A 12,739-nucleotide genomic window follows, 5' to 3' on the forward strand; every position below is an offset into this window, starting at 1 on the left:
AGCAGAAGAGTGGTGCTTTGTGCTGGAATAAGCCAGTGACGCAGTTGCCATACTTATAATGTCCTTAGTGCCTCAGTTACGTATGTTTTCGTTTGCTTGAGACATCGCTCATGATGTTGACGCAAATTGCCATACATACATCGGACCTAGAGAGTTTATTATGCGTAAAGATATCCATCCTGATTACCAAGAAGTTTTGTTCCATGATACGAACGCTGACGTGTTCTTTTTGACTCGTTCAACGGCTAAGACTAAAGCGACTCGCGAATACGAAGGTAAAGAATACCCATACTACCCACTTGATATCTCAAGTGCGTCGCATCCATTCTATACTGGTGAGCAACGTAAAACCTCTACTGAAGGCCGTGTTGCAAGCTTCAACAAACGCTTTGGTGCATTTGGTGGCCGTAGCAAGAAAGCTGCTGACGCTGCTGAATAATTTATACCTATGGTGTAAATGTGTTTTGCTAAGTAATAAAAAACCGCTGATGATTCAGCGGTTTTTTTGTGTCGATAGATCAATACTTGCGTGTTTTTAGCAATCCGTCTGAGCGGTGGGTGAGTCTAACAGTTGGGTCATGTTCTCTACGATCTGCTGTGCCCAATAACCGTACATTAGGCTGCTAGGATGGAAGCCATCACTGGCGAACATCACGGCAATATCAATAGGCTGACCATTGCCATGCTCTGATATCATGCGTGCAAAGTCAGTTGCCATATAGTTGACACCGTCATGAGCAGCGCAGACTTTTTGCAATATCTCATCAAGTATTGAGGCCTTTGCCCCAACAAAATTATTGAGTGGGGAGGGAATCGCAGGCATCTGCGCCATCGGTGGTAAGCTCAAAAAAATCAACTCGCGTACGCCAAATTTACGCTGCGCAATATCAATGGTATCTTCAATTTGCTGCTGCCATTGATGCACAGAGACATTGGACGTCGTATCGTTGACCCCAACGCTCAGCAGCATCACATCGATAGGTTGGTCAGGAGTAGGGAGGACATATAATCTGCGCAAAATATCAAAGCTAGTATGACCAGTTGTCGCTTGTAATGACCAATTGAGCTGTGCAAAGTTCGATCGAATAACGGCATTCTGTTCCAATATCGGAATCAGCTTACCAACCAGCGCTTCTTGCTGAGTCTGACTGCCAACACCTGCTGCTGCTGAGTCGCCCACGACCATCAAATTGAGCGTCTCTTGGCTTTTAGATGACAGTCCATCATCTGCTTTTGATAGCTCAACCATACCATGTCTGTCGCCGTTTGGCTCCGGCAAACGAACGGTTTCACGCTTGATTTTACGACCCTGATAAAGATATACAGGCGCAAATAATACATCTTTTGCGATAGATGTTAGTTTATTAGTATCTACCATCCTGCACGTTCCCTAATAATCGTGAGACTGTCCTCAATCAATAATTGACCATCAACATAGACATCGCGTAATAGGTTGTCTGATGGTCTACCCAATGCTTGCTCTTTTATGGTTTTGATCTGGCCATTGCCATCTTGTACCAGTGCCAATCGTCCTTTTTTCGATCGTTTTGAGCGGCTGGTGATAGGGTCTTTATAAATATCTTTCCATGTGCCATCGATACAGATAGCGCTCGATTTCATCGCCCAGCTCATGGTGTCACGGTTGACTTGCTGCAATAGACCACCGCCCATACCAAATGTCACGTTTTCTATGCTAAAGCCTGCTTTGATTATCACGTCAATGATTTTGCTTAAGCTTTGTGAGCTAATGCCATCGCCTTGGATGATTCGCACGTAGTCAGGCAAGACTTTATAGCCTTTGCTGTTTACCGTCGTGCCAAACTTCAGCGCCAAGCGCTCTAGCGCTTCACGGACGACTTTAGTCGGCTCGCCACTGTCTGGGCGAATAACCAAAGTGCCACCCATATTTTCGACCTCATCTTTTAAGGCATCGCCCCAGATATTATCGATCGCATTCCATAGGTCGTAACTGTCTGATACCACCGAAAACGCTTTGTCTGTGCCGCCGAACTGCTCAATCATATTGTGAAAAGCAGCGGTTTCTCCATCACGTCCCCAAGCCGTCATTGTGCTGTGTTCGGCCGCTGGGATAGAGAACGCAGGCATGTCATCACCCATCTGATACCAGCGACTGGCTGCAATAAGTGCTGTCATTGAATCGGTACCAGCAAAGTTGACCAAATGCGCCAAGCTGCCAAGGGCAACCGTCTCCTGACTCGACGCACCGCGCGCGCCAAAGTCATGTAAGCGAAAAGGTAGCGACTCTGTATTGTCCGCTGACTTTTCTAGCGCTTGACGGATAATCTCTTTGCAATAGCGAGAGACACTAGCGACCGTTGACGGATACCAAATCGCGCGTAATAGCGCTGTTTCGATATAACTTGGTAGCCAATAAAACTCAGGATCAGTGTTGATAACTTGGCAGACTACATTTGATGCCGGAGCGATGCTGCCCTCAGGAACGGCTTGAATACGCAGTGGCAAATAGCCGTTGTGTTTTTCAATCAAGTGCTCCCAGCCCGCACGATTAAAGGTTAAGCCATGCGCTTTAACCACTTTTTCGGCTTCGTCGATATCTTGATGCGTGATAGGGGTGCTTAGGTACTCTTTGATAAAGGCCTGCAGACCAAAGAACACCACATCATAGTCGCCTTTGCGCGCTTCAATGTAGCTGGACAGATACTCACTACCACTTGGATATTGCACCCAATGTGAGGTTTTATAGCTGTCACTATTTAAGATTAAATTATTTAAATTACTGGTGTACATCACAGAACTCCTCTGCTTTGAGCTGCCGCAGCTGCTTTGAAAGAACAGTGGCGGCGGTTAACCATTGCCGTCTATCGGCACTGGTATAAAAAGTTAAAAAATACATTGTGTAGATATCAGTGAGGGTTGATTTGACCATGACCTGATCATCCGTTTAATAACGAAAAACTACAACCCAACCATTTTGGTAATAATCGCATAATGATCTTCAAACATCATTTTGGCATCAAGCTCTGCCAATGGTAGCCAAAATGCTTTGGTCGCATCATCACCGCCTTTTACTTTTGGCAACCCTTTTGGGTCGTTTTTTAGCTGGAAGTAAAAGGCTTGGGTAATGGTGCGTCCGCGTGCTGAACGATACGGGTCATCAAAGGTATGCTGACTGTGGCAAGAACCGCGCAATACGGGCTCAGGCACTTTCAGGCGTGTCTCTTCACGCAGCTCGCGAATACAAGCGTCAAATAGCGTCTCTTTTGGGTTTAAAAAACCACCCGGTAGTGCCCACAATCCGCGTCCTGGCATACTACGTCGCTCGACTAGTAAGATGTGCCCAGATTGTACAATCAACGCATCAGCCGTCATGAAGGTTGGTGGATAGGGGGCAGATTGCCACTGTCTTTTGTATTTATCAATAAAGTCCGCTTCTTCATGCAGTTGATGATAGTCGTCCGTTTTTTTGAATGCATCGAGGACGCTGCGCGTTGACTCAGGCGTGCGCTCAGGCGTTGGCGTAGCGCCCATCAGATAGCTGTCGCGAATAGGCGTGGCTGATAGATTATGATAATTGGGTACTGACACCGATGCCCAGTTAGGGAACAGCGATAAGTAATATGATGAGCTGTCTTTTGAGTGACCAATCAAGCCAATATCCGTTTGCAAATCACCCGTGACCGATTTCACGCCTGCTTGGACGTATTGTAGCCAGCGCGTGTCATTGTAGAGCGCATCGTCTAGACCGACGCAATGGATACGAGCGGCGTCTTCTGCTGAGTAAGCGCCCTTGATCATTGCAGCGCGTTCAGCGACGCTAAATGGATTACGTAAGCTGCGTGGTAGATTGGCCGAACCAATCAGCATAATCACTTCATCAGAGCGTTTGAGCGCTTCGTCAATGACTGCCTTGTGCCCACAATGAAACGGCTGGAAACGCCCGATAAAAACCAAATAACGGTAGTGTGTACTGTTTTTTTGCTCGGGGTTTTGCTTATCTGAAGCTTGCTCTGATAATTCACTCATAGACGCCAATTTCCTACAATTTATTTTTACTGATAAAAAATTAATGACGCTAATACTGACACAGCCTGTGACTTTCTGACAAGTAGAAAGATGTTTTGTCAAAGGCGACACTTAGTTTTTATTCAGATATATAAGGGTATTGCCTATGATTAACAGCGCTATAAACAAAACAATGGTAACTATGTAAAGTATAAAATAGTACTTAAACGCATTTATTTCTTTAGGATTTAAATCATTTTTATAATCTGCGTAAAAGGTTATATGGTATGAGGGATTGTAAAACAGGATGAGTAGATAAGGTGCTTTGTCGTAACGTTTCATTATTTTTTTGGTTAAGGTGAAGTAATAATTACTAGCGATTATCATAGTGATTATTAGAATAACAAAGATGCTCAATATTAACGTTGCCATTGTATATTCCATTTATAAATATCTACTTTTGTTTATTTATTATTTATGAATAGAACTTTCAGTAACAACAGTCTTATACAGAAAAGCTATTGCTAAATTTCTTACGAAAATCCTAATCATCACAATCCGTTATTGTAAATCTAGTGTCATTAATGAAAACAGCTAGTGTTTTCATTTGTGTTTAATCCGATTAGTGATAGAACGTATACGGTTTGATAAGTGCATGGCGTTAATTAGCATAAATCTCTTATGATTTTAAAGCTACCTAGGATACTTGATAAATAATGCAGCTGTCTTTATATAGAGGGTAGCTTATCAGTCATTATATAAACAATGCCTAATCTACTGACTTGTAGTGCCATTGAAAAAACCAATGACAACCATTTGCAGCGGTCACGGTTCAATTCACAGTAGCGCGGTCGGAATTACTCCTTGATTCAGGTATAATGGCCATTATAGACGGATTAAATTTTATGACTATTGCTGCCAGTGCATTACAATAATAAACCTCAAGCACTGATGGCTTGCAAACTGATATAAGCCATAAAAATTTTGAAAAATTCAAATTCACGACACGGTCGCCATAATAGATATTGCGCTTGTGTCATAACGCATAGGAAACATTATGAGTGAGCAAAATCAAGCCGCTGACTATGAGTCAGCATTAGATACTGAGCAAGTTGAAGCAAAAAGCAATATCACCATCACTGAGTCTGCTCAAGGCTATTTGGCAGACTTGTTAGCCAAGCAAGACACTGATGGTATCGGTGTGCGTATCTTCGTTGAGCATCCTGGTACGCCGCGCGCAGAGTGCTGCATGGCTTACAACCAACCAGGCGAAGAAGACAGCGCTGATTTGTGCTTGACCTATGATGATTTTTCAGCCTTTATCGAAGCGGCCTCGGTGCCTTATTTGGAAGATGCGGTCATCGATTACAATAAAGATCGTTTTGGTGGTCAGCTGACCTTCCGCGCGCCAAACTCTAAAGTACCGAAAGTAGGTGCTGATGCCAGTGTCGAAGAGCGTATTAACTATGTCTTGCAGTCAGAGATTAACCCTGGCTTGGCAGCGCATGGCGGTGACGTACAGTTGCTTGAATTGATTGAAGAAGAAGGTATTGGCCTGACCGCGGTCTTGAAGTTTGGCGGTGGTTGCCAAGGCTGTTCAGCTGTTGATATGACACTGCGTCAAGGCGTTGAAGTACAGCTTAAGCAGCAAATACCAGAACTGACGCAAGTGGTTGATGATACCGACCATACGCGCACAGAAAATGCTTATTATAAATAAATGCAAAAAACCAATAAAAGCAGCATAGCGGTTATAAAAACGCTTATGCATGTTTGTCATTAAACAATTAGTATTTTGCTATTCTTTTAATAAAGAAGCTGAGTTATGATGAACTCAGCTTTTTTTATTGCTATGATTTAGCAGACAGCTTTTTAAAATAGTTTTTAAACGCGAACTCTTGAATCAGTAAATCTTGATCAATACATTTGATCCATACAAAGGAATGTACGATGAGTGATGAACAAGCAGCCCAAGAACTAAAGAACAACCAGCGTCTTGAGACCTTGGCGATTCATGCTGGCTATAGCGTGGAGCCGACCACCAAATCTGTCGCCGTACCTATCTACCATACCAGCTCCTATGCGTTTGATAACACTCAGCATGGTGCTGATCTGTTTGATCTAAAGGTCGCGGGCAATATCTATACGCGTATTATGAATCCGACCAATGCGGTGCTAGAAGAGCGCGTTGCTGCGCTTGAAGGTGGTATCGGTGCGCTTGCGGTCGCCTCTGGTATGGCTGCTATCACTTATGTGATCCAGACCATTTGTGAAGCAGGTGACAATATCGTCGCCGTATCGACGCTATATGGCGGGACTTACAATTTGTTTGCGCATGCATTGCCGCGTCAAGGTATCGAGGTGCGCTTTTTTGACCACAAAAATCCAGAAGCCATTCGTGATTTAATCGATGATAAGACGAAAATGGTCTTTGCCGAGAGTATCGGTAACCCACTAGGTAATATCGTAGATATTCAGGCGCTCAGTGATATTGCTCACGAGTACGGTGTGCCTGTCGTGATTGACAATACCGTTGCGACCCCTGCGCTATGCCGTCCGTTTGAGTTTGGTGCGGACATTGTGGTGCATTCATTGACTAAGTATATGAGCGGTACGGGGACGTCGATTGGTGGTGCGATTATCGATAGTGGTACGTTTGCGTGGGGCGATTATCCTGAGCGTTTCCCATTACTGAACACACCAGATGCCAGTTATCATGGGGTGAATTTTGTCAAAGACGTGGGCGCGCCTGCCTTTATCGCGCGTGCTCGTGTCGCACCGCTACGCAATACGGGCGCGGCGCTTAGTCCGCTTAATGCGTTTAGTATCTTGCAAGGGATGCAGACGCTGAGCCTACGGATGGAGCGTCATGTACAGAACGCACAAGCGGTTGCAGAATACTTACGTGACCATGACAAGGTCGCTTGGGTAAAATATGCTGGCCTGTCTGACCATCCTGAGCATGAGCTTGCCAAAAAATATATGAAAGGCACACCTTCTGCTATTTTGACCTTTGGCGTAAAAGGCGGTTTGGAAGCAGGGTCGCGCTTTATCGATGCGCTACAGCTGATTACGCGCTTGGTGAATATCGGTGATGCCAAGTCATTGGCCTGTCATCCTGCCTCGACGACGCATCGCCAGTTAAATGGGCAGGAGCTTGAGCAAGCTGGCGTTAGTGAAGATATGGTACGTTTGTCTATTGGTATCGAGCATATTGAAGACATCAAAGCCGATCTTGCGCAAGCATTAGCTACTGCTTAGGGCGTGTTGAACACTCGACCATGGCACTGACAGCGACTATTTTTTAGGCGACTCGATGTTAAAAATAATAAGCTTAGTCATTCTAAGCGCTTATTTTTAACGATGAAGCGGCAAAAAAGAGTCCTGTCCCCTGCTTTTATCGTTGGGGCTGATGCTAAAATTGCCCCATACTGCGTTACAAATCTCGCTAAGGCATCTGCATTATCGTCGCTTTGTGCCTTGTCTGGAACAATTTTAGCGATCAGCAGTGCCTATTTGCGAATGTTCAACACGCCCTAATATAAAAGCGTGCTCATTTAGGAAAATTATTTGAGTGATTATAATCTATAAACAAAAAAGCCCATATCGACTTGATATGGACTTTTTATTTGCGTTAAATATACATATTCAGCATTTAAGCAGATAGGACACGCTGAGCGATATCTCGGTAATCCTGCGAGGCAAGACGTGGTCCAAACTGCTGGATGACTTGTGACGATATTTCGCTAGCAAGACGTCCACACTCTGGCAAGCTATAATGCTGTGATAGCGCATACAAGAAGGCACCCGCGTAGTTATCACCTGCGCCATTGGTATCGATGACACTCGTTACTGCTGGCGTTGCTACGTCGTAAACTTCAATCTCCGATTCGTCATCAGGCTTGTGGGCAATGACCGCACCGTTGGCACCATCAGTGACGACCGCTGTTTGGCAATGTTCAAGCAAAGCACGGGCAGCGGCTTTGACTTGTTTTTTATCGGTGAATAGCTTGGCTTCTTCGCTATTACAGAATATCACGGCAACTTTATTGCCGAGCATGTTAAGCAGGCCGTCTTTGGCAAATTTCACTACCGCAGGATCCGCAAAACTCACGGCAATTTTTGCATTATGAATACCGGCTTGTTGGCGCAGTTGCGTCATTGCTGGTTGAATGCTTTCAGACATGGCCAAATAGCCTTCTAAATATAGCCAGTCTGCTTGCGTCAACGCATCAAAATCAACATTGTCAGCTGCGATTTCGCTTGAGGTGCCAAGATAGGTCTGCATGGTACGCTCGCCATCTTCGGTGACAGCGACCACGCATGAGCCGGTCACACCGCCTTCATGGATAGATTTATCTGATGTGGCAACGCCTGCTTCGTGCAAGTCTCTGAGGTAAAATGCCCCTTGATCGTCATCACCGACGCGGCATGCATAGAACGGCTTGCCACCGAGGCTAGCAAAGGTGAACATCGTGTTGGCTGCTGAGCCACCGCCGGCTTGTTTTGATGGCTCAATCTCAGCCAACTTAAAGTAAGCCAGTAGTTGCTGCTGCTCCTCAAACTCTGCTAGTGTCATATTACCTTTGGTCAGCTCGGTCTCTTCTAGTGCCGCATCTGACAGCACATACTCGTGATCAACCAACGCATTACCTATCGCCATTACATCGTACATTGCTTACCTCTCTTCAATTAATTTATAAACAGTTATCTTTCTTATTGTTAAAAACTAGTCAGCTTGCAGCTCTAGTAGACGCTGATAAAGTGCATTCTTTTTTACACCAGTGATATCAGAGGCCAGCGCGGCTGCTTTTTTGACCGATAGATCCTCTAGCAAACGCTGTAGCAATTTATCATGAGTACTGATGTCGTCAGTATCCTTTGCCACACCGGCGCCAGCGACGACCACGACGATCTCACCGCGTTGCTGATTGTCATCTGCTTTGACAAACTCGACTAAATCGCCAAGGGTGCTCTTATGTACGGTTTCAAACGTTTTGGTCAATTCACGACAAAAAGTCACTGCACGGCCTGCACCAAATATCGTCGCCATATCTTCCAGGCTAGATACGATACGATGCGGCGCTTCATAAAATATCAGAGTTTCGGTACGTGCGATCAAATCGTTCAGTTGTTTTTGACGGCCGTGAGTTTTGGCTGGTAAAAACCCAATAAAGCTAAATCGATCTGATGGCAACCCTGCCACTGACAATGCGCCAATAGCAGCAGAAGCCCCAACGATAGGAGATACGGTCACGCCAGCTTCATGTGCAGCCTGTACCAATTGATAACCTGGGTCACTAACCAGTGGCGTACCAGCGTCACTAATCAAGGCAATCGAATGACCTTGCTCAATCATTTGAATGATTTTAGGCGTTTGAATAGCGCTATTGTGTTCGTGATAAGCCCATAGCTTGTTATGACCTTTTTGCTTCGTTGTGGCCTCATCATCTTCTACACTACTTGTGGCATGATGGGTCTCTGAGCTTTTTGCCTCATCCGTTTTGCTTCCTTTGGTATCAATACCAAAATGCGACAACAGCTTACCTGAAGTGCGAGTATCTTCACAGGCAATGATCGCGACCTGCTTTAAAACAGCAATCGCGTGTGGCGTCATGTCGGTCAAGTTGCCAATCGGCGTGGCAACGATATAGAGACAAGCTGGCATCGCAGTAGGGGTAGACATGAAAACCTCGGGTTATTAACAATAATAGTGCGCCATTATATCCAGTCGTTATCTATGATTTTTCAGTCAAATAGTGAGTGAATAAATCGATAGATTTTGAGAGCATAACGCGCAGAAGTGGCTAGTTTAGCATGTTGTGCTATGATAATTCTCAAATGTTAAGCAGACGAATTAACCTTATGGCGAATCACAAACCTTTGATTTTAACCTCACCGAAACAACGCCAAGGCAGCCTGTTTGAACAGCAGGCGTGTGAGTATTTACAAGCACAAGGGTTACGGTTGGTGGCGCAAAACTGGCAACAGCCAAAAATAGGCGAGCTAGATCTGATTATGACGGAAGTAGGACCTGCATGGTCAACGCTAGTATTTATCGAAGTTCGTCAACGCAAGCGGTCAGTCTATGGCGATGCAGCACTCAGCGTGACGACAAGCAAGCAGCGTAAAGTGATTAAAGCGGCGCAATGTTTTTTGCAGCAGCATCCTGAGTACGCTCATTATGACTGCCGCTTTGATGTCATTGCTTATAATACGGCGGGTAAGCTCAGCTCAAAAGAGAATCCGTTGAGTGATGAGCTGCAATGGCTTAAAGGTGCCTTTGTAGCCAGTGCATGGTAGTAAATATATAACGCAAATACGGGATGACTCGCGCGCCTGACTGAATCTAGCGCGCAATACTCGTTACCAAAAACCTAACCGCTGCTGGCCAAAATTAAGTAAAGTAGCTGTTAACAAAATTTGTCTTATCACTGCTAGATAAAAATTGACTCAACTCATTGAATTTATAACACCGTCACCACCATGCTCTAAGAGGTAAACAATGACACGGATGCATTTGCGCACTGCTATTTTTGGTTCATCACGCTGTATTACGACGGGCATTATGCTTGCTGCTTGTGTGGCCAGTACAGGCTGTGCCACCAACTATCTGACCAACAGTACAGAAGGAACTTACGGTGTGCCAATGACTGAGCGCACCATTCCGCAGCGTCTACTAGATCGTAGTATCGAGCATACTGCCAAAATCAATGTGTATGGGCTAAAAGAAGACTTGCAGCAGACCAGTCGTATGGGTATCGATAGCTTCAATAGCGAAGTGCTGCTCACAGGGGAAGTACCGTCTGAAGCGCTCAAAGCAGAAGTAGAAAAGGTCGTCAGCTCCATGCCAGATGTACGCCGCGTCTACAACGAGATGGAAGTAAGTGCTTCAAAAGGCTATAGCTCAACGGTTCATGATGGTTATATCACCTCAAAACTACTGGCAAAAATAGCCGCCAGCGATGGCGTCAAAACCTCACAAATCAAAGCAGTCACCAACAATGGCGTGGTCTATATTATGGGTCGCATGACACCCACCCAACAAAGTAACTTAATTGATGTTGCGAACAGCACTGTTGGGGTGACCGAGCTGGTACTGCTGACGACCGTTGTCGATGATAGAGGTGTAAAGATAAACGATGATGATATTATGTACGAGAATAACCTAGCCAATCCGGCAGTCACACCAGCTGTCCAAGATACTGCTGTCAGTACCGCAACGCCGATAGTAATAACGGAAGAAGAGGCTACTACGGCGCAACCATCATCAAGCCCATATATCGATCTTTATCAAAATCAGTAAAACTACTGAGTTTGCCAAGCTGAGTCTACCAAGCAATGATTGACGATAAATAAGAGCGTGTATAGACGATAAATAAGAGCTTATATAATAGCTACTTAGCTATATGTGATACCCAGTCACACCATAGGATGCTAGTAGCTTTTTTTGATATTAATCACAATAAGCCTAAATAGATATAACAGTAAAAGCACGAGAAATCCTCAGCCAGTGAGTACTATATCAATAGTGAAAAGTAGCAGAATCAGAGGTTCTAATGAGACCATAGAGCGCTCACGATGTTAGGCATGATTCATAACTATAAGATACATATCTTAAGATCCATAACTGTAACAAGGTATTGGCAATGAAGGATTCGGTAAATCACATAAAACAAAAGACAGGTGCGAACAACTGCAAGAACTTTGATCATAATTCTTTTGGTAAACACCCGCGCAGACTAAGGGTTGTAGGAGCGGCAGTATTGGCGCTAGGCAGCATCGCGCTTGCCACCCAAAGTGCACAGGCATTATCACCGCTAGGCTTTGTCAATGGCATTACTTCTAGTGGCGGCGTAGGGGTAAGTAAAGATATCTTATACGGCGATGAGCCTTTGCAAGATTTAGATATTTACTATCCAAAGCCCTTGGCACAGGCAATGAAAGCCCAAAGCGCTATCAATAATGACTACCCTATGGTGGTATTCGTGCATGGCGGTTCTTGGGAGAGTGGTAATAAAGATCAATATGCCTTTGTCGGTCAAAGCTTAGCGCAGGCAGGCTATGTCACCGCAGTGATTAATTATCGTAAGGTGCCCGAGCATGTCTACCCTGATTATGTCAATGATACGGCCCAAGCGATTGCTTGGAGTATCGAGAATGCGGCCAGCTTGCATGCTAATCCATCGCGTGTCGCTGTCATGGGCCACTCTGCTGGCGCGTTTAATGCAGTCGCAGCCGTCGCCAACGAAGACTTTTTAGCGCCCTATGGTATTAAGCCAACAGACATTGCGACGGTTATCGGTATTGCAGGGCCTTACAGTTATGACTTCCGTAAGTTTAGTAGTGCGTCAGCTTTTCCCTCGGATGCCACACCTGATCAAGTCATGCCTGATCGTCAGATCAAAGGGGCACAGCCACCATATTTGTTATTAACCGCAGAAAAAGATAAAGTGGTGCATCCAACCAATGCACTCAAAATGACGCAAGCATTGAAAGAGGCAGGGGTAACGGTGCAGACGGGTGAAATCGAAGGCGCGAGCCACGCAACTATCATTGGAGCAATGGCACCGCCGTTACGCTGGGTCAATGATGTACGCGCGCAAGTAGTGACGTATCTAGACACAATGCTCAAATAGCTTGTTGTTATTCATATCATGGGCTTTTGACTGCTTATTTTTCGATACGGTTTCAGTCCTCAAATATACTTGAGCAAGACAGTACTGTAAGATAGGCAAACTCTTGTTATAATGTC

At 45.0% G+C, this 12,739-nt stretch carries 11 protein-coding genes; 6 read left to right on the forward strand and 5 right to left on the reverse strand.

Going from position 1 to position 12,739, the window contains the following annotated elements:
• Window positions 1–160 precede the first annotated feature (160 nt).
• Window positions 161–439, forward strand: a complete 279-nt coding sequence (locus HL061_RS10095) for a type B 50S ribosomal protein L31 (RefSeq protein WP_075107333.1) — start codon at window positions 161–163, stop codon at window positions 437–439.
• Between the two features lie 96 nt (window positions 440–535).
• Here HL061_RS10095 and HL061_RS10100 read toward each other — a convergent pair whose 3' ends face one another.
• From HL061_RS10100 to HL061_RS10110, 3 genes are all read right to left on the reverse strand, one after another.
• Window positions 536–1,378: an SGNH/GDSL hydrolase family protein gene (locus HL061_RS10100; RefSeq protein WP_252962791.1), complete on the reverse strand. Its 843-nt coding sequence runs from the start codon at window positions 1,376–1,378 to the stop codon at window positions 536–538.
• Entirely contained in the window at window positions 1,372–2,769 is a 1,398-nt protein-coding gene (locus tag HL061_RS10105) for a nicotinate phosphoribosyltransferase (RefSeq protein WP_252962792.1), read from the reverse strand. Before HL061_RS10105 ends, HL061_RS10100 begins: the two co-directional genes overlap by 7 nt.
• Window positions 2,770–2,937: 168 nt before the next feature.
• Window positions 2,938–4,005, reverse strand: coding sequence for a bifunctional nicotinamide-nucleotide adenylyltransferase/Nudix hydroxylase (locus tag HL061_RS10110; protein WP_071002904.1), 1,068 nt, complete (start codon window positions 4,003–4,005; stop codon window positions 2,938–2,940).
• A 1,036-nt stretch (window positions 4,006–5,041) separates the two neighbouring features.
• On the opposite strand from HL061_RS10110, the gene nfuA reads away from it, so the two are divergent.
• Together nfuA and HL061_RS10120 are read left to right on the forward strand one after the other, a co-directional pair.
• Entirely contained in the window at window positions 5,042–5,704 is a 663-nt protein-coding gene (gene nfuA / locus HL061_RS10115) for a Fe-S biogenesis protein NfuA (protein ID WP_058025134.1), read from the forward strand.
• A 230-nt stretch (window positions 5,705–5,934) separates the two neighbouring features.
• Window positions 5,935–7,245 (forward strand): aminotransferase class I/II-fold pyridoxal phosphate-dependent enzyme, encoded by a 1,311-nt coding sequence (locus HL061_RS10120; protein ID WP_093070375.1) that lies wholly within the window; start codon window positions 5,935–5,937, stop codon window positions 7,243–7,245.
• A gap of 394 nt (window positions 7,246–7,639) precedes the next feature.
• Here the strand turns inward: HL061_RS10120 and HL061_RS10125 are convergent, their stop codons facing one another.
• Together HL061_RS10125 and rsmI are read right to left on the reverse strand one after the other, a co-directional pair.
• The gene (locus HL061_RS10125) at window positions 7,640–8,659 is read right to left on the reverse strand and encodes an adenosine kinase (protein WP_071002907.1); all 1,020 of its coding nucleotides are present in this window, start codon (window positions 8,657–8,659) and stop codon (window positions 7,640–7,642) included.
• Between the two features lie 54 nt (window positions 8,660–8,713).
• A complete protein-coding gene (gene rsmI, locus HL061_RS10130) occupies window positions 8,714–9,670 on the reverse strand; it encodes a 16S rRNA (cytidine(1402)-2'-O)-methyltransferase (protein WP_071002908.1) in 957 nt (318 codons plus the stop codon).
• Between the two features lie 131 nt (window positions 9,671–9,801).
• On the opposite strand from rsmI, the gene HL061_RS10135 reads away from it, so the two are divergent.
• The 3 genes from HL061_RS10135 to HL061_RS10145 all read left to right on the forward strand — a co-directional run bounded on the left by HL061_RS10135 (window position 9,802) and on the right by HL061_RS10145 (window position 12,623).
• Window positions 9,802–10,287 (forward strand): YraN family protein, encoded by a 486-nt coding sequence (locus HL061_RS10135; protein ID WP_240365489.1) that lies wholly within the window; start codon window positions 9,802–9,804, stop codon window positions 10,285–10,287.
• Between the two features lie 211 nt (window positions 10,288–10,498).
• A complete protein-coding gene (locus HL061_RS10140) occupies window positions 10,499–11,290 on the forward strand; it encodes a BON domain-containing protein (protein WP_252962851.1) in 792 nt (263 codons plus the stop codon).
• Window positions 11,291–11,633: 343 nt separating this feature from the next.
• The gene (locus HL061_RS10145) at window positions 11,634–12,623 is read left to right on the forward strand and encodes an alpha/beta hydrolase (protein ID WP_083328927.1); all 990 of its coding nucleotides are present in this window, start codon (window positions 11,634–11,636) and stop codon (window positions 12,621–12,623) included.
• Window positions 12,624–12,739 lie beyond the last annotated feature (116 nt).

Source organism: Psychrobacter sp. PSP, assembly GCF_024085615.1.
Lineage (GTDB): Bacteria > Pseudomonadota > Gammaproteobacteria > Pseudomonadales > Moraxellaceae > Psychrobacter > Psychrobacter pacificensis.

What these genes read in the sequence shown, in the direction of transcription:
- nfuA (WP_058025134.1), top strand. Translation starts at nt 5,042, where the DNA reads ATGAGTGAGCAAAATCAAGCCGCTGACTATGAGTCAGCATTAGATACT.
- HL061_RS10135 (WP_240365489.1), top strand. Translation starts at nt 9,802, where the DNA reads ATGTTGTGCTATGATAATTCTCAAATGTTAAGCAGACGAATTAACCTT.
- HL061_RS10100 (WP_252962791.1), bottom strand. Translation starts at nt 1,378, where the DNA reads ATGGTAGATACTAATAAACTAACATCTATCGCAAAAGATGTATTATTT.
- HL061_RS10125 (WP_071002907.1), bottom strand. Translation starts at nt 8,659, where the DNA reads ATGTACGATGTAATGGCGATAGGTAATGCGTTGGTTGATCACGAGTAT.
- HL061_RS10140 (WP_252962851.1), top strand. Translation starts at nt 10,499, where the DNA reads ATGCATTTGCGCACTGCTATTTTTGGTTCATCACGCTGTATTACGACG.
- HL061_RS10095 (WP_075107333.1), top strand. Translation starts at nt 161, where the DNA reads ATGCGTAAAGATATCCATCCTGATTACCAAGAAGTTTTGTTCCATGAT.
- HL061_RS10120 (WP_093070375.1), top strand. Translation starts at nt 5,935, where the DNA reads ATGAGTGATGAACAAGCAGCCCAAGAACTAAAGAACAACCAGCGTCTT.
- HL061_RS10105 (WP_252962792.1), bottom strand. Translation starts at nt 2,769, where the DNA reads ATGTACACCAGTAATTTAAATAATTTAATCTTAAATAGTGACAGCTAT.
- HL061_RS10145 (WP_083328927.1), top strand. Translation starts at nt 11,634, where the DNA reads ATGAAGGATTCGGTAAATCACATAAAACAAAAGACAGGTGCGAACAAC.
- HL061_RS10110 (WP_071002904.1), bottom strand. Translation starts at nt 4,005, where the DNA reads ATGAGTGAATTATCAGAGCAAGCTTCAGATAAGCAAAACCCCGAGCAA.
- rsmI (WP_071002908.1), bottom strand. Translation starts at nt 9,670, where the DNA reads ATGTCTACCCCTACTGCGATGCCAGCTTGTCTCTATATCGTTGCCACG.